At 43.7% G+C, this 17,003-nt stretch carries 14 protein-coding genes; 13 read left to right on the forward strand and 1 reads right to left on the reverse strand.

Annotation, left to right across the window (positions count from 1 at the left end):
- Positions 1-228 precede the first annotated feature (228 nt).
- The gene (locus SWH54_05035) at positions 229-1,851 is read right to left on the reverse strand and encodes an HAD-IA family hydrolase (protein ID MDY6790617.1); all 1,623 of its coding nucleotides are present in this window, start codon (positions 1,849-1,851) and stop codon (positions 229-231) included.
- 405 nt (positions 1,852-2,256) lie between these two features.
- Here SWH54_05035 and SWH54_05040 point away from each other — a divergent pair, with 405 nt between their 5' ends.
- The 13 genes from SWH54_05040 to SWH54_05100 all read left to right on the forward strand — a co-directional run bounded on the left by SWH54_05040 (position 2,257) and on the right by SWH54_05100 (position 16,995).
- Entirely contained in the window at positions 2,257-3,957 is a 1,701-nt protein-coding gene (locus SWH54_05040; protein MDY6790618.1) for a radical SAM protein, read from the forward strand.
- A 110-nt stretch (positions 3,958-4,067) separates the two neighbouring features.
- Complete coding sequence (locus SWH54_05045) at positions 4,068-4,850, forward strand: enoyl-CoA hydratase-related protein (GenBank protein ID MDY6790619.1); 783 nt, start codon at positions 4,068-4,070, stop codon at positions 4,848-4,850.
- Between the two features lie 267 nt (positions 4,851-5,117).
- Positions 5,118-6,290 carry a pyruvate carboxyltransferase gene (locus SWH54_05050; protein ID MDY6790620.1) on the forward strand — a complete coding sequence of 391 codons (1,173 nt, stop codon included), beginning with the start codon at positions 5,118-5,120 and terminating at the stop codon, positions 6,288-6,290.
- A gap of 207 nt (positions 6,291-6,497) precedes the next feature.
- Positions 6,498-7,274: a DUF6125 family protein gene (locus SWH54_05055; protein ID MDY6790621.1), complete on the forward strand. Its 777-nt coding sequence runs from the start codon at positions 6,498-6,500 to the stop codon at positions 7,272-7,274.
- Between the two features lie 78 nt (positions 7,275-7,352).
- Complete coding sequence (locus SWH54_05060) at positions 7,353-7,847, forward strand: hypothetical protein (GenBank protein ID MDY6790622.1); 495 nt, start codon at positions 7,353-7,355, stop codon at positions 7,845-7,847.
- A gap of 209 nt (positions 7,848-8,056) precedes the next feature.
- On the forward strand, positions 8,057-9,235 hold the full coding sequence (locus SWH54_05065) for a PHP domain-containing protein (protein ID MDY6790623.1): 1,179 nt from the start codon (positions 8,057-8,059) through the stop codon (positions 9,233-9,235).
- Positions 9,232-10,641 (forward strand): dephospho-CoA kinase, encoded by a 1,410-nt coding sequence (coaE, locus tag SWH54_05070; GenBank protein ID MDY6790624.1) that lies wholly within the window; start codon positions 9,232-9,234, stop codon positions 10,639-10,641. Before SWH54_05065 ends, coaE begins: the two co-directional genes overlap by 4 nt.
- A gap of 421 nt (positions 10,642-11,062) precedes the next feature.
- Positions 11,063-11,416, forward strand: a complete 354-nt coding sequence (locus SWH54_05075; GenBank protein ID MDY6790625.1) for a hypothetical protein — start codon at positions 11,063-11,065, stop codon at positions 11,414-11,416.
- 17 nt (positions 11,417-11,433) lie between these two features.
- Positions 11,434-13,161 (forward strand): LytS/YhcK type 5TM receptor domain-containing protein, encoded by a 1,728-nt coding sequence (locus SWH54_05080; GenBank protein ID MDY6790626.1) that lies wholly within the window; start codon positions 11,434-11,436, stop codon positions 13,159-13,161.
- 307 nt (positions 13,162-13,468) lie between these two features.
- Positions 13,469-15,208, forward strand: coding sequence for a carbon starvation protein A (locus SWH54_05085; protein MDY6790627.1), 1,740 nt, complete (start codon positions 13,469-13,471; stop codon positions 15,206-15,208).
- A 98-nt stretch (positions 15,209-15,306) separates the two neighbouring features.
- The gene (locus SWH54_05090; GenBank protein MDY6790628.1) at positions 15,307-15,738 is read left to right on the forward strand and encodes a hypothetical protein; all 432 of its coding nucleotides are present in this window, start codon (positions 15,307-15,309) and stop codon (positions 15,736-15,738) included.
- A gap of 34 nt (positions 15,739-15,772) precedes the next feature.
- Positions 15,773-16,063 (forward strand): hypothetical protein, encoded by a 291-nt coding sequence (locus SWH54_05095; GenBank protein ID MDY6790629.1) that lies wholly within the window; start codon positions 15,773-15,775, stop codon positions 16,061-16,063.
- Between the two features lie 2 nt (positions 16,064-16,065).
- Positions 16,066-16,995 (forward strand): ArsA family ATPase, encoded by a 930-nt coding sequence (locus SWH54_05100; GenBank protein MDY6790630.1) that lies wholly within the window; start codon positions 16,066-16,068, stop codon positions 16,993-16,995.
- Positions 16,996-17,003: the final 8 nt, after the last annotated feature.

The raw sequence follows: 17,003 nt of genomic DNA on the forward strand, positions 1-17,003 counted from the left end.
TTAACGAGTTGCCAATGCAAGTAAATTATGCATTTTCTGGAAAATCTTCGTTTTACTTCTATGCGATTTTACATCGTAAATTCAAACAGTTTTCAATTGTCGTTCAGACACTAATTAGAACAAATCGCCCATAAAAAATAGGGCCTGTAAGGTTTTAGCTTCCCCTTGGCTAAAAGACCTTCAGGCCCCAATACGTCTTCTAAAACTAACACTATTTCAAAATTTCGCTTACCCTGATGAAAAAAGCCTGGCTATCTCATCCACTTCGAAACATGGCCATTTAACTGGAGTGTTGTTGCTGAGAGCTTCGATTCCACGACCCTTTTCGATGACTTCGCCAATACAGGTCACATGTATATTTGCATTTCGTATTTCCCGCATCAAGTCCCGGTAAATATTGCTGTCACAGCAAATCAACAGGCTGCCGGAACCGATAAGTCCAAGGGGATCGATATTGAGCAGCCGACAAATCTTTTCCGTCTGGGGAAACAGAGGAATTTTGTCCATATCAACCCTGAGTCTGTGCCCGCCTGCAATAGAAAGTTCATCGAGTGCTGTGGCCAGTCCGCCTTCAGTGACATCATGCATGGCACTCACATGACCAAATCGATGCGAAATTTCAGCTTCCTTTAAAATACTAATGCTGGAAACAAACTGTTTGCAATCTTCGAGTTCTTCTTTGGTGACTCCAAGCTTCATTAACCCGATATTAAATTCCCCGGCAATGATGGCTGTCCCTTCCACAGCCACCTTTTTGGTAAACAGCACTTTGTCTCCGGGTTTCATATTCTTTTTATCGATTAAATCATGCTTGCTAACCGTTCCAGCGATCATCCCGGTCATAACCGGTCTGGTAACCGCATCGGTGATTTCAGTATGGCCCCCGCATAAAGTGATGCCGTATTTTTGACATACTGCGGAAACTTCATACAGGACATGGTAAATCGAAGATGCGGTGAACCCGCAGGGAAACAGAAAAGTAGTCAGCAACCACCTGGGTTTGGCCCCTGATGTGGCAATATCATTGGCATTGATTATTACCGCGTAATGGCCCAATGCATCAGTGGTAAAAGTAATGGGATCTGATTTTAACACCAGTATTTCTTCATTTTCCACATCCACAGCCGATATATCTTCACCGATCCCCGGCTTTATCAGCACCGATTGATCATAACAGGGAAGATGCGACAAAAACCGCTCAAGAAGGTCCTGGGGAAACTTTCCTGCAGGAAGGGGCACTAGAGGGCGGATAAGCTTTTTTAGTTCACCCAGTCGGGAAATCGTGTAATCGCTCTCCGGATCAGGAAAATCGTGCTTACGTCCGTTGTTTAAAAAAACCGTAATCGACCCGGCGTTTTTTCCAGCCTGTATATCAAAGAGAAAATCCCCCACCACAACCAGTTGTTTCGGGTCCACTTCCAGTTTTTTAGCTGCCAGAATAACTCCGTCCGCATCAGGCTTGGGTTTGACCGGATCGTCTCTGGTAACGATCACATTAAAATCAGCGGCGTTGATGGTTTTAAAATTACCAAAGGATTTCTGGATTGATTCGAGGCTGTTGCGGCTGATGATCCCTGTCTTTATTCCATTTGAACGTAAATACAAAAACAGTTCTTCTGCGCCGTGGTTGGGTTCCGAACATTTTGCCGCTTTGTTTTCCAGGCTTTCCAGCACAGATACTGCTTTTTCCTTTAGGACAGGATCGTCTATGGTTTCAATAAATTCCAGAATGAAGCTTTCGGGAGGACAACCGATGGCTCTTTTTATCAAATTAAAATCGATGGAACCTGGTTTGGTCAAAGTCCCGTCAAAATCAAAAAGCACCGCTTTCACACCAAGGGGATGATTCATTCTTGTTATATTGTACAAATTATAGCTAAAATCAATATAAAAGGACTATAGCCCCTTGCTGAATTGTAGTTATTTTAATATGGAAAGAATTAGAGATTTGATTCTTGCTTTTGATTGATCCTGTTATAAATACCATATACCGTACATATGGTATTTAAGCCCCCAATATATTGTATACATTGCTGGATGGGGAAACGATCAACTGGCTACGGTTTGCAGTTTATACTATTGGGAGAATGTTTTTCTTATTTTCGTATTGTCAATTTTTCAAAACGGTAATTTGAAGAAGTTATCGAGAAACGGATAGACCGATGGATACCATATATGGTACTCAGCAACCATATGGTGTACGGTATGTTGTGTTCAGTTCAAATGTATGCGTTACACCCTTAAAGATGATTTATCATGAAGATATTACTTATTTATCCATATTTTCTTGAAGACAGAATTCATCAAGACGATATTGCGATCGTCCCCCAAGGTTTATTTTATGTGGGGGCGGTGTTGAAACAAAATGACTACGAGGTTGAAATTTTAGACTGGCATAATATCAATAAAACGCCGGAAAAAATTAGCCGGATCCTTTCTGAAAAAAAACCGGATATCATCGGCTTCTCCATACTTCATGCAAACAGGTGGGGAGGGATTGAAATTGCTCGAATCGCCAGGCAGATTGATCCAGGCGTCAAGATCGTGTTCGGAGGAATCGGCGCCACTTTTTTATGGAAACATTTTTTGACCCATTTTGAGGAAATTGACTATGTGGTTATCGGAGAGGGGGAATATTCCTTTTTAAAACTGGTCAACTGTCTTAAAAATAATGACCCCAAAGGCATTGAAACCATAACAGGCATCGCGTTCAAAAAAAATGGCGAGATGCTGAAAACAGAACCCAGTAAACCGATAAATAATCTGGACGAATTGCCCGTACCGGCAAAATATTTTACTTTTAACCACCTGTCATTAACCAGAGGATGCCCCGGGAAATGCACCTTCTGCGGATCCCCCCGTTTCTGGGGAACTAAAGTAAGATTTCACTCCACTGAATATTTTGTCGAGCAGCTCGAGGCCCTCTACCAAAAAGGAATCACTTTTTTTTACTTTTCCGATGACACCTTTACTATCAGCAAAAACCGGGTCATCCAAATCTGCAAAAAAATTCTGCAAAAAAAACTAAAAATTGCTTGGGTGGCCATATCCCGGGTCAATTACGTAAATGATGACATTATCTACTGGATGAAAAAAGCGGGTTGTATTCAAATCAGTTACGGCGTTGAAAGTGGAAGTGAAAAAATGAGAAAATTTCTTAATAAAAATATTAGCACGGATCAAATAAAAACGGCCTTTTCAATTACCTTAAAATACGGAATTTTGGCCCGCGCCTATTTCATCTATGGCTGCCCGAAAGAATCGTCGGAATCAATCCAACAAACCATAGAGCTGATCCGTGAAATCAAACCACTGGCTACCATCTTTTACATATTAGATCTGTTTCCCGGGACCACGCTTTATGAAGATTATAAGCAAAAACATAATGTCACGGATGATATCTGGCTAAAACGAATTGAAGATATTATGTATTTTGAAACCGATGCAGAATTGAGTGAAAAAATGATTCTCGATTTCGGTAACAAGCTAAGGACCGCTTACTATAAAATGCTTCCTGGATTTGTGGATGCGATTTCCCTTATCGACCAAAAGGAGTTGTATCCGATGCATTCCGATTTTTTATCGCGGCTGGCAATGACTTTTGACCATGGCGACTATGCCGGAATTGAATCGATAAAGGGAAAACAAAAAATTGCTGATAAATTATACAACATGGCCCTCGACTATCACCCCGACTCCAGAGCTTACCTGGGACTGGGCATTGCCAGACAAAAAAACAGAAATTACCAGCAGTCCATCGACATACTTTCCCATGGATTGAAGCATTTTCCGCACAATCAGCAGTTAAGCCTGTGCATCGCCATAAGTTATATGAATATAGCCAGATACCAAACAGCACTGTCCTATCTCCTGCCTTTTCAAGAATCAAAAGAAGTGCTTCCCTATATCAAAAACTGCCATAAAGCTTTAGGCACTTTTATGAATGATTACAAATAGTTTAAAAGTTTTTAAAACATGCTAAGTTTTCCTTGACAGCATCGGGGGGTTTATTATAAATAAAAATCTGAGTGAGCGCTCGTTCAATTATTCGATTCGCGGAGGTCACCATGAATGATAGTATTCTCCTTAAGGAAGAAAACAACCAAATTGTCACTCTTACCCTTAATCGTACTGAAGTGATGAATTCATTTAATTTTGATTTGCTTCTTGCACTAAAGGCAGAAATCGAAGATTTACAATTTAATAAGGATGTCCGGGTCATTATCATCACCGGAGCAGGCAAAAAAGCATTTTGCTCAGGAGCGGATCTTAAAGAACGAATCACCCTTTCACCGATTCAGGTTAAAAAATATATATTTACCATACGAAACCTTTTCACCTCAATTGAACAGCTGAACAAACCGGTCATTGCGGGGATAAACGGTGTGGCGCTGGGCGGAGGAACAGAGCTGGCACTGGCTTCTGATATCCGTATCGCATCAACGAACGCTTCTATGGGACTTACCGAAGCCAGACTTGCCATCATTCCAGGCGGTGGTGGCACCCAGAGACTTCCCCGGCTTGTTGGAAAAGGAAAAGCCAAAGAGCTTATATTCACCGGTCAGAGGGTGGGAGCCAAAGAGGCGCTCAGTATCGGTCTTGTCAATAAAATTTGCGAGCCCGAGGCGCTAATGGACGAATGCAACAAAATGGCAGGCATGATATGTGAAACAGGCCCCATTGCGATCGAACAGGCAAAGTATGCGATCAATTACGGCCTTGAGACCGATCTCGGCACAGCCCTTGCCATTGAATCGAATGCCTACTGGATTTGCATACCTACTGAAGACCGTCTGGAAGGTCTTGCCGCTTTTCGTGAAAAAAGAAAGCCGGTATATAAGGGGAAATAGTGAATTTTTTTTAAGCTAACACTTTGAAAATTTATCTAATTTCCTTGAAAAGCTATATATTATTATTTCAAGTGAGCATTATTCAAATATCGAATATCGAACAAGGAATTTCGAATTAAGAAGGTTTTTTCTTTATAATTCACTTCGACATTCATTATTCCTTATTCGATATTCTGCGGTTCAAAAAGCAAAAATATTTTTAGAGTTATTTATTTAAGCCATTAAACCCGGTCCATAGGACCAGAATTCTTTACCAAGGAGGATTTTATGACCGAGTATGATTATTGGAAAATATTTCCCAAAATGCCGAAGAAAGTAACCATCGGTGATATAACCATTCGTGACGGTTTTCAGCATGAAGAAAAATTCATCTCTACCGAAGCAAAAAAGTTTTATCTTGAAGAACTGATCTTTGCCGGCTGCCGCCATATTGAAGTAACCAATCTGGGAAACCCGTTTCTCATGCCACAGTTCAGGGATGCGGAGGAGTTGCTTACCCACCTGAAAGGTGATCGTTTTAAAAAACGATGTGAAAAAAAAGGTATAAATTACGATGACATTGTGCTTACAGCCATTACCATCCGTGAAGGTGCCGTTGATCGCGCCATTGAGCTTAAGCAAAAAGGAATAGGACCAGATCGTCTCCTGATGATGGTGTCAACCGAAGAAGAGCATCATTTTGCCAATTCCGGCACAACCCTTCCCGATTACTGGGCCGAAGCCGAACGATGCACAAAAAAATGCAACGATGCGGGCATGAACATGTGCGGCACGGTGAGTACCATCTGGGGCAGCCCCATTGGGGGTGCCACGGACATGAAGGATGCGGTGGAATTTACCAAACGATGGCTGGAGATCGGCGCCCATGACATTGAACACGCCGACCATGACGGCAGTGCTTCGGCTGCGGAGGTTTACCGTTACTACTCCATGATTCTTGATGAAATTCCGGACCCCAGGCTTCATATCGCCCATTTCCATGAAACCAAACGCGTCGCTTCGGCATCCGTTCTGGCTGCTCTGCATGCCGGGATTATCAATTTTGAAGCCACCCTGGGAGGTCTGGGCGGACAACCCGCTAATTTTCTGGATGACTGCCCCACCAGAGGTACCGGAGACTACTACTATGAAGACCCCAGATATGTCGGCCTGGTTACCCTGGAAGACACGCTGGTTCAAATTGATGAGATGGGCATAGAACATGGCTACGATGTGGACCGCATTTTGTGGTTAGGCAGGCAGATGGAGAAAACCATCGGCCGTAGATTACGCTCCGATGCGGTTATTAACGGCCGCACCTTAAAGGAAGGCCACATGCATTTTGCCAGACCCGGTTTGAAGAAAAGAAAGGAAAAATTGGGTGAAAAACCAGGGCAGATGCTGCCTAAAGGATGGAGTTCCAAGGCGGTCTTGCCTGAACAATACCGACCCAAAACATAATAAAGGATGACTGTTCATATATTCAGGCGAAAGTTGTTTTGATTGAAGGCTAAAGAGATCATAAGAGCACGATTGCCGTATTTTGGCATAAATATCCTGGTTTTTACCAAACGAAGCTTCAAAATGCGCTTTTTCCTCACATTCTTCAGCCTATCCAACTGAGTTACCATCGATTCACCATTGAGATACCAACCGAGGAGTACTTTTATGCCGGAAAAAGCGGATCGAGTAGAGGACCTGAGCCGGGAAGATACCGTCCATCTGGTGATGGACATGTTTCATAGAATTATTATCCACTATGCCCTGTGGTTTACCGAAGTCAGGCACCAGATGGGGATGGGCAAAGCGCTGGATACCCTGCAGATTGTATCGGAAAAAAGCATCGGCATCCAGATGAAAAGGCTATCCAAACTCTTCGGGTTTCAAATGAAGGGCGGTATCCCAACGCCCCTTCTTGATATGCCTAAAGAATCGCTTGTTGAACTTTTGCATACTGTTTCCGTTAACTGGCTGGCCAATGACGGGGTATGGTTTCAAGCGGTAGAATTTGAAAGCGGTATGAATGATGCCAAACGTTGTAACGATTCCTGCTGGGCGCATTTCTCTCCTTTTGAAGCATGGTCCATCAAAAAATTTCTGAATCTTGCTAAAAACCCCGGACTCGAAGGGTTAAAAAAGGCCCTTGGCTTCCGTCTTTATGCCCGCATCAATACCCAATCGATTATACCAGAAGGCCCTCACAGTTTCATTTTTCAAATGAACGAGTGTCGGGTTCAATCAGCCCGCAAACGCAAGGGGTTGGCTGATTATCCCTGCAAGTCGGTGGGACTGGTTGAATATCCCTATTTCGCCACAGCAATTGATCCCAGGATCACCACCGAATGCATCGGATGCCCGCCGGATGAACATCCTGAAGAATGGTTCTGCGCCTGGCGATTTAAACTACAAAACTCGACAGGCGACAACTTGAAGGCTGAAACTTGACCCCGGAGGATAAGTGACAGAAGGGTGACCCGCTGTTCCTTTACCCCCAGGCATTAACCATACCAGGAGACCCATTTTATGGCACCGACACTTTGCTTTTCCAGAAATCGTTGTACCAGCGTGGAACAAATTGATGATCAAACTTTAAAATCCGTCTGCCGCCTGCAGGATACTCTGACCGAGGCATGGATTGAAATCACCGTACGTCTGCCGGATCTGGAGATCATAGCTGCCGGAGGTGAATTCCCCCGTGCGGTGAACATGAATGATACCAAAATCGACATCGCTCTAAAAAAAGTCATCGGAGTTAGGATCGGTTCAGGAATGCTTAAAATTATTGAAGGCCTGATCGGTGAGGTGACCGATTGCAAAGAGCTTGCGTTCATGGTTGAAGAATGCTGTCATGGTGTGATTCTGGCATTTACCAAGGATACACTGCAGACGATTCCTGAGGCTGAAGATGAGAAAAAAGATTATTTTGCCAATATGGTCAAAGATAACATTCGGTTATACAATCGGTGTGCCGCTTTTCGCCCCGGCAGTCCAATAGTAGAAGGAATTGATCCGCCATAGTATGAATGGACGGTCCTGAAATTTTTTCTTCCAGAGTAAAAAAATATGTTATTTACTCAAGTTTGGCACCTTTTGGCTTAAAATAAAAAATGCCAAACTTGAGTTCGTTTTATAACAGCAATTTCAATATTGTGCCATTATAACTGTGATTGAAGCAAACTGGATTCGTTGTTCAGACCACCACCGTTTAAGCTTGGAGAGACAAAATCATGCTGAAATTTTCCCGCAACAAACTGGTCTCTGTAATAAAAAATAGCGTGGACACATTAAAAGTCCACGGAGTGCTTGATGATGATATCTATGGATTGGAAATAGACCTTGTTATTCGCTTAAATGACTTAAAAATTGTATCGATCGATGGCCGCTGGAACCGGTTTACAACTCCGGAATGTCCTCGCGCCGTTGCCGTTTTACAGTCAGCGACAAAATTTTATATTAATGAAGAGCTGGCTGCCAAAGTCCACAAAATTATTGGCCGTGAAGGCTGCCGCCATTTTGCCAACCTTCTAATCGAAAGCTGCGATGCAGCCAAAGAGGCTGCAACCATTGTAAAGTGGCAGGCTGCCCAAACCGATGAACCCAGCCTGACATTGGAACAGTTTCTATCCGGCGAGAGGCAAACCGCTCTTGAACCTGCATCTGTTCGTTCCATTCAGGTGGAAGCAGAACCACTTCAAATTAGAATAGCGACCTCTAAAGAAGATTCTATCGAGACAGCAAATACTTCAGAAAAAAAATCTGCAGGGGTGTTTGTTGACCTGCACACGCATACGTCACCGGCTTCGCCCTGCAGTTCGGCTGCCACCGAACAATTGATTAAAGAGGCCAAAAACATCGGATTGGATGGTATCTGCCTGACCGACCATAACTATGTTTGGCAGAAAAAACAGGTGGAAGAGTTAAGACAAAAGCACGGTTTTCTGATTCTCAGGGGAAATGAAATTACCACCGATCAGGGTGATATGTTGGTTTTCGGGATGTATAAAGATATACGGGGGATCATAAAGCTTGAAGATCTTAAAAAGAAAGTCCTAAACGCAGATGGTTTTATGATCGCCGCCCATCCTTTTAGGGGCTTTCTTGTCTTTGGTGCCGGGCAGTTGGGTCTGACAGCGGAAAAAGCCAAGACGCGATCTCTTTTTCAGTTTGTGGACGCCATTGAGGTTTTGAACGGAAAAGTGACTGAAAAAGAAAACAAATTGGCAGCCGAGGTTTCGGCTGTCCTTAAGCTGCCGGCAACAGGCGGCAGTGACGCCCATGAGGTGGATGAGGTGGGAAAATACGCCACCCGGTTTACCGGCAGTATCAGTAATGAAAAAGAACTTCTGGCGGCTCTGAAAAACGGAGACTATAATGCGGTGAATTTTAGAAAGGAGAATGCGAAATGACAGTGTCACAAGATTGGGAAAAGATAATCAGAAGAATGGAACTGTTACTGCGACTGAAAGCCTTTCCGGTTGCGTTTAAAATGCTCGAGGACAAAGAAGATCTTAATACGATACCATTTTTACGCCGATGTGATAAAAAAGTGACCCTCTGTCAGTTAATCACCCAGGTTAGATGTTTTGACTGGACAGTGGGTGCCGTGCTGGATGATTTTATCTTTCCCGGCTGTCCTTCCATCATTGGTTTAACGGACACCCCGGAAACCTATAAAGATGGAACTTTTCGCAGTATTGTCTGGGTGGCGACCAAAGAAGACGGTAAAAAATATGAATCGTCGATTCCACGGTTACCCCTTGGCCGGTACGAGGCCGTGGCCATGGCCCCACTGGTGTATAATCCCTTTGAACCGGATATTGTGCTGATCTATGCCAATCCGGCGCAGATGATGCTGCTAATCAACGCGCTTCAATTTGAAGATTATGAAGTCATGCAGTTTTTTTGCGTGGGGGAATCTTCATGCTCTGACGCCATTGCCCGGTGCTATCTGACAAACAAACCGTCACTAACCATACCGTGCTACGGAGAACGGCGTTACGGCAGTGCCCAGGACGAAGACATGGTGATGGCGATTCCGCCGCAAATGATGGAGAAAGCCCTCAGGGGACTGGAAGCGCTCTACCGCAGGGGAGTCCGTTATCCCATCAGTTTTGCCGGGGCGGAAGCTGATGTAGCCTCCTTATTTCCCCCCTCCTACAAAAAGGCGGATGCTTTTATGAAAAAGCTGAAGGGGGATGACAATCGTTTAATTGTGGGAATCACCGGTGGCATAGCGAGTGGAAAGAGCACGGTGTCTGACATGCTGGAAGAACTGGGAGCTCCCCTGATAGATTTTGATCAGCTGGCCAGACAGGTGGTGGAACCCGGGACCCCCGGCCTGGCGAGTATCACGGATTATTTTGGCCGACAAGTACTCGATAAAGACGGCCGACTGGACCGAAAAAAGCTTTCAGATATTGTGTTTAAAGATTTTGAAAAGAGAAAAAAGCTGGAAAGCTTCACTCATCCAGCCATTTATGAAGCCTTTTTGCAGCAGATTGATGAGATTACCGCCAACAAACCTGATGCCATTGTTCAGGTATCCATTCCACTTCTGGTGGAGCTGAATCTCCAGTATCTGTTTGACGAGCTCATCCTGGTTTATATTTCCCCGGAAAAGCAGGTGGAACGATTGGCATTAAGAGATAAAATCAGCCAGGACGATGCGGCCAACATCCTTAAGTCACAGCTTCCCATAGATGACAAGGTCGGTTTTGCAAAATTTATCATAAATAATGAAAGCACCTTAGAAGAAACCACCAAGCAGGTGAATGAGGTGTGGCAGGAGCTGAAAAAAATTCAAAATTCGTAGTCGTTCACCTATTTAGGCTGAAGCTGTCTGGGCGGAAGAGATAAACAGAGCACCATTGCCGCACTTTGGTGAAAATATCTGATTCTGGTAACAAGCATGGCTTCAAAATGTGTTTTCACCGACAGTCTTCAGCCTGCAGTCCATCCACCTATGTAGTTCCCAGACAATAAATATAACTCCTTAGGCTAAGACCCTTTTTGCCGTTCAGGTTAAATAAACGACCGTTCATCCCTATAAATATACCTGTCAGCCAAATTCTGTGGCTGTTGTTTCCCTCTTTATGGTATTAACTCTTGAGTTTTTTTCATATAGCCCTTATTACGTATGGTAAAAGAGGTACCACTTAACTGGGAAGAACCCCCCGCACAGTGGGAGAGTCATAATTCGAGGAGAAAACCATTACCTGTAAGAGAGGAAAATTATGAAAAAAATTTTTGACGACCTGCTAGATTTAAAGGATGTAAACGGGATCATGATCGTTTCCTTTGATGGTGATTTGATTTACGAGGAGTTTTCCGCTCCATTGTCTGATAAACCGGAAAGTCGTGACTGGAAACCCTTTGTTGAATCGTTACATGGTGCCAAAGAGGCGAATCTTGTTTTCGAAAAGGGCACATTGTATGCGCGAGAGACCAAACTTGGATATCTTGTGGTGTCAATGGGGTTTTTGGCATCCGCCCCCATGGTAAGACTGACCTGTGATGTGATCCTCCCTTCTATCAATAAGTATAAAAAGGGTAAAAATAAAATACCGCCTTCAGCATGGCGGTTGTAAAAAGATAAAGACTTATAATGACAATTACCGAGCTTCTGATCACATTATTTAAGAATTTTGGAATAATTGCGGTGGCTGCCTTTCTGCTGCTTTCCTGGGGTGCTTTTCGCAAACTGGTTCTCAAGGAAACCACCTTAAAAGACAAATTTGTATTGATCCTGTTTTTCGGAACATTCGGCATACTGGGAACCTATGTGGGCGTTCCGGTGGAAGGCGGAATTGCCAACCTGAGGGCCATGGCGGTCATCACAGCAGGGCTTTTCGGGGGGCCGGTAGTCGGTATCGGTGCCGGCCTGATTGCCGGCGGGCACAGAATTTTGATCGATCTCGGTGGATTTACTTGTATACCCTGCGGTCTTTCCACGTTCTTGGAAGGAATAGCCGCAGGGCTGATTTCAGCCAGATTAAAAGAAAAAGAAAGTGTCCTTAACTGGAGACTGGCTGTGGTAATCGGACTTGCAGGAGAGACGATCCATATGCTGATCGTTTTAGCCCTGGCCAGGCCTTTTGAAGAAGCATTACACCTGGTAGAAATGGTGTCCTTTCCCATGATTTTTCTTAATTCCATGGGTGCGGGCCTCTTTGTGGAAATCATCCGCGTGGTGCTTAAAGGCAGAGAAAAAATTGCTTCCATACAATCACAAAAGGCTTTAAACATCGCAAATCTTACCCTCAGCCATCTGCGATCCGGACTCAATCTTAAAACAGCCTGCGCCACTGCCCAAATCATCTTTGATCATATTTCAGTCGCCGCCGTTTCCATCACAGATGTTGACAAAATTCTTGCCTTTATCGGGGCCGGAGAGGACCATCACAAAGCAGGACAGAAGATACAGATAAAATCAACCCAGGTGGTGGTGGAAACAGGCAAACCGCTCTTTATTAAAAGAAAAAGCAAAGTCGGCTGCAATCAGCCCAACTGCCCGCTCCAATCTGCCATAATAGTGCCCTTAAAGAAATCCGGAAATACTGTAGGGGCTTTAAAACTGTATGGTGACAAAAAAACACCTCTCAACAGTATCGATTTCCAAATCTGCTCAGGCCTGGCGAATCTCTTTTCCACCCAGCTAGAACTGGAGGATATTCAGCTAAAGACCCAGCTTCTTGCCCAGGCTGAAATTAAGCGCCTGCAATCACAGATCGAACCCCATTTTCTGTTTAATTCATTAAACACCATTACTTCGTTTTGCCGCACAAATCCGGAAAAGGCCAGGGAGCTTCTGATGAATTTTTCCAGTTATCTGAGAAAGAGCCTGGAAAATCATAAGGATTTTGTGACAGTGGCCGACGAGTTGCAGCAGGTCAAATCTTATCTTGCCATAGAAAAGGCCCGTTTTGGCGAACGCATCAAATTTACCATGGACATTCAACCCGGATATGATCAATGGCCCATTCCCCCGTTAATTATCCAGCCTCTGGTAGAAAATTCAGTCAAGCATGGTATCTCGGCCAAAGAAGAGGGGGGATCGGTTCGGGTTGTGATATCAAAACATAAAAAAGAACTGCAGATTATGGTACAGGACGACGGAATCGGCATGGATGAAAAACAAAGTGAAAATATTTTCAACAAAAACAACCATGACAATAATTCCCCAGGAATCGGTCTTAAAAATATCAACCAACGCATGGAACAGATCTACGGCCCACAATATAAATTGATAATGAACAGCAAACAGGATTCAGGCACAACGGTAAAACTAAAGGTTCCCATGACAAATTCAGATCTCATGCATGAGTTGAGCTGATGTTCAGTGGATCTGAAACAGTGTTTTAGCAAAAATAAACGGTTTTATTCAAATATCAATTAATAAAAAGGAGGGCCAGGTTATGAATTTACCAATCAGAAATTAATTCTCACCTTGCCTTGCAGGGTGAGAATTAAAAAAATGGATAGCGGTTACGGTTATTAGTTTCACCTGGGTTCGGTTATTAAGAGAATCCTCGAAAAAAGGTGAAACCAATTTTTAAAAGATTGGAATTAACGGATGAAAAAGAGGGTAGGCTGAAAGAGCTGAAATTTTATTTAACACCATTAACCCAAAAGGAGGAATTATGGAAGCGTTATTGATCATGGTGATCGCTTTTGTCGGTTACATTGTTATGTATCAGTTGTACGGCAAGTTTATCGGCAAAAAAATATTTAATCTGTCCCCCGATGCCGCGGTGCCTTCCGTTGAACAGGAAGACGGGGTTGATTATGTGCCCACTAAAAAAGAAGTGATTTTCGGGCACCACTTCACCTCAATCGCAGGTACGGGACCCATTGTAGGGCCGGCCATCGGTATTATCTGGGGCTGGGTTCCGGCAATGATATGGATCTTTTTCGGAACAATCGTGATGGGCGCGGTTCACGATTTCGGTGCGTTAGTTATTTCCATGCGAAACCGGGGGCAGTCGGTTGCGGAATATACAGCCAAATATGTAAACAGCCGGACCCGGTTTTTATTCTTTTTAATCGTTTTCCTTGAGTTGTGGATTGTTATTGCCATTTTTGGTCTGGTGATTGCCATTGTTTTTGCAATATTTCCCCAATCGGTGATCCCGGTGTGGCTGGAAGTACCCATTGCCATTTATCTGGGCTATCTGATTTATAAAAAGGGTGCCAATGTGATGACCTGGTCGATTATAGCCGTGATTGTGATGTATGCCACCTTCATCATCGGCTATTATGTGCCGGTTAAAATGCCTGCCATCGCAGGAATTCCCCCTACCGGTGTCTGGATAATTATTCTGCTTATCTACGCCTTTATCGCATCGACCCTGCCGGTGACCACCTTGCTCCAACCACGCGATTTTATCAATTCGCACCAGTTGGTTATTGCTCTTGCCCTGCTGATTTTGGGAGTACTGTTCACTGCATTTAGCGGCAATCTGGATTTGGTGGCTCCCGCCGTACAAACTGCACCGGCAAAGGCACCCCCCATGTGGCCTTTCCTGTTTATCACCATCGCCTGCGGGGCGATTTCCGGATTTCATGCACTGGTTTCATCGGGAACCTCTTCCAAACAGGTGCGCACTGAGGAAGATTCCCTGTTTGTGGGCTATGGATCCATGCTGATGGAAGGCACACTGGCCACACTGGTGGTGATTGCCGTTGCTGCCGGAATCGGAATGGGGTATACGCCTAAAGGAGGCGAGACAGTTGTAGGCGTTGCCGCATGGACCACCCATTACTCTTCCTGGGCGGCTGCCGCAGGTCTCGGTTCAAAAATCAACGCGTTTGTCATCGGTGCGGCCAATATGATCGGTACACTGGGCATTCCGCATGGAGTCTGTATTGTCATTATGGGTGTTTTTGTGGCGTCATTTGCCGGAACCACCCTGGACACAGCGACCCGGATTCAACGGTATGTGGTTGCCGAAATTTTCGGCGATGTGAAACTTGACTTTTTGACCGGCCGTTATGTGGCCACATTTATAGCTGTAGCTACTGCCATAGTATTGGCCTTTGCTACGGGAGCCGGTGGGAAAGGCGCTTTGAAACTGTGGCCGCTTTTCGGTGCGGTCAACCAGACACTGGCCGCCCTGGTGCTGATTATTATTGCGGTTTATCTGAAAGCCAAAGGCGGACTGAAATGGGTTATTGCAGGAATTCCTGCGGCGTTTATGTGCATTATGACCATCTGGGCGCTCATATTGAACCAGACCAAATTCGGGACGGCGCATAACATGCTGCTGCAGATCATCAACGGTGTCATCCTTATCGTGGCTATCTGGATTGCAGTTGAAGGCTTTATTAAACTGTTCAGTACCGGTGAGCCAGCCGAAGGTGCAACACCACAAGAAACTTAACAAACAACCATCAGACGGAAGTATCGCATAGCAGCGGTACTTCCGTTTCTTTTTATGCGTTTTAAAATTTTCCTGGCTATACCTGGATATGCCCAGTTATGATTGATAAATTAAAAAAAACTTATTTTACCCTCTTGATACCTGCCATGGTCGGATTTATTTGTATTTACCTATCCAAAAGGTTTAATTTCTTTTATTTGGGCCAACCTCCATTTATATCGATTTTAGCGCCTGTGGTTTTCGTTTTATCCGTTGTGTGTGGCATCGCCGCCCCTATTTTCTTGCGATCGCTGTTTGCCCATCGAATGAGTAATGAAAAAAATACGGCTGAATCAAAATTCATCAAATTTGAACAAAATCTGATTCGGATGGCCCTGGTCACCCCTTATCTGGGTTTGTTTGCTTATCTTTTTGATTTTAAAAAATTTTATTTCACCGCTACATTTTTAGTCACCCTTTACGCCGTTTATTATTTTTATCCGTCACAAAAGCGGATCGAATTTGAGAAACGAATCTTTAGGGTAAAATAAACATGCTGGACTCAAATAAAATTAAAATACTATCATGCCTAACATTATAAAATTTATAATAAATAAACTCTTTTCTACATGGAAAATTGCGGATGAAGTTGCCCGGGACAAGGCAGTCGAATGTATTGAGACCGAGCATGAGGAACTGAACCATATTTTCGCGGTTCTGGTACTGGGCTCTTTTATCGGCATGCCATCACCACCGATGCAAATATCGCTTGATCTGATGCCGTTAATGGAAAAGGAAATGATTTTAATGATGAAAAAGGTTGATACCGCCAATGAGCCGCTGTCACAACTTTTTTCCGTATTCGATATAGGTTAGCTATGCACAAACCGGCAAATTTATTTTTCATGGGCAAGGGTGGTGTGGGAAAATCGACCTCATCCGCCCTGTATTCTGTTTACCTGGCTGAAAAAGGATTTAAAGTACTGATGGTCTCTTTAGATCCCGCCCATAACCAATCCGATATTTTTAGAAAAAGCTTTTCCGATAAACCCATGCAAGTAACGCATGCTTTTTCCGTCATTGAAGTTGATCAGGACAAATGGATTAAAGCCTATCTTAAGGAAATACAGCATCAGGTCAACCGAACCTATTCCTATTTAACCGCATTTAACCTGGAAAATTATTTTAAGGTGATCAAGCACTCCCCCGGCCTGGAAGAGTATGCCCTTATCTTGGCTTTTAATCATATTCAACACAATTTTTCTGATTATGACTACCTGATTTTTGACATGGCTCCTACCGCGCTCTCTTTAAAATTTTTTAACCTGCCTGTGCTTTCCTTAATCTGGATCGAACAACTTTTGACGTTGCGGCAGGAAATTATTAAAAAAGGAGAAATGATCACTAAAATAAAGCTGATTAAAAAAGAAATCGAGCGGGATAAAGTGTTAAATAAAATCAGTGAAATGAAAAATGACTTTCAGACTTTAAAAACCGCCTTTGAAAACAGCGATAGAACCAGGGTACAGCTGGTTTTAAACCCGGATGAACTGTCTTTGGCGGAATCGATACGTATTTTTCAAGGCTTGAAAGATATTAATATTGATGTCAATCAAATTGTTTATAATAAAAAGCAGAATAGTTCTGCAGGAGATGAATTAAACAAGGCATTTGGCAAAACCCCGACAATCCATTTTCCCTATTCTGAAACACCGCTCATCGGTTATGATGTACTAAAACAATATTTAAACAGCAACGATCGCCTGGTTGAAAAACAGTTGGATCGCATGTTGATGCCGTCAGTATGATGGGTTGC

The organism is Thermodesulfobacteriota bacterium (genome assembly GCA_034189135.1).
In the GTDB taxonomy this organism is placed as follows: domain Bacteria; phylum Desulfobacterota; class Desulfobacteria; order Desulfobacterales; family JAUWMJ01; genus JAUWMJ01.

Excerpts from the sequence above, each read along its gene's own strand:
- SWH54_05065 (MDY6790623.1), top strand. The coding sequence starts at position 8,057 with ATGCTGAAATTTTCCCGCAACAAACTGGTCTCTGTAATAAAAAATAGC.
- SWH54_05085 (MDY6790627.1), top strand. The coding sequence starts at position 13,469 with ATGGAAGCGTTATTGATCATGGTGATCGCTTTTGTCGGTTACATTGTT.
- SWH54_05035 (MDY6790617.1), bottom strand. The coding sequence starts at position 1,851 with ATGAATCATCCCCTTGGTGTGAAAGCGGTGCTTTTTGATTTTGACGGG.
- SWH54_05060 (MDY6790622.1), top strand. The coding sequence starts at position 7,353 with ATGGCACCGACACTTTGCTTTTCCAGAAATCGTTGTACCAGCGTGGAA.
- SWH54_05080 (MDY6790626.1), top strand. The coding sequence starts at position 11,434 with ATGACAATTACCGAGCTTCTGATCACATTATTTAAGAATTTTGGAATA.
- SWH54_05045 (MDY6790619.1), top strand. The coding sequence starts at position 4,068 with ATGAATGATAGTATTCTCCTTAAGGAAGAAAACAACCAAATTGTCACT.
- SWH54_05100 (MDY6790630.1), top strand. The coding sequence starts at position 16,066 with ATGCACAAACCGGCAAATTTATTTTTCATGGGCAAGGGTGGTGTGGGA.
- SWH54_05090 (MDY6790628.1), top strand. The coding sequence starts at position 15,307 with ATGATTGATAAATTAAAAAAAACTTATTTTACCCTCTTGATACCTGCC.
- SWH54_05055 (MDY6790621.1), top strand. The coding sequence starts at position 6,498 with ATGCCGGAAAAAGCGGATCGAGTAGAGGACCTGAGCCGGGAAGATACC.
- coaE (MDY6790624.1), top strand. The coding sequence starts at position 9,232 with ATGACAGTGTCACAAGATTGGGAAAAGATAATCAGAAGAATGGAACTG.
- SWH54_05075 (MDY6790625.1), top strand. The coding sequence starts at position 11,063 with ATGAAAAAAATTTTTGACGACCTGCTAGATTTAAAGGATGTAAACGGG.
- SWH54_05095 (MDY6790629.1), top strand. The coding sequence starts at position 15,773 with ATGCCTAACATTATAAAATTTATAATAAATAAACTCTTTTCTACATGG.
- SWH54_05040 (MDY6790618.1), top strand. The coding sequence starts at position 2,257 with ATGAAGATATTACTTATTTATCCATATTTTCTTGAAGACAGAATTCAT.
- SWH54_05050 (MDY6790620.1), top strand. The coding sequence starts at position 5,118 with ATGACCGAGTATGATTATTGGAAAATATTTCCCAAAATGCCGAAGAAA.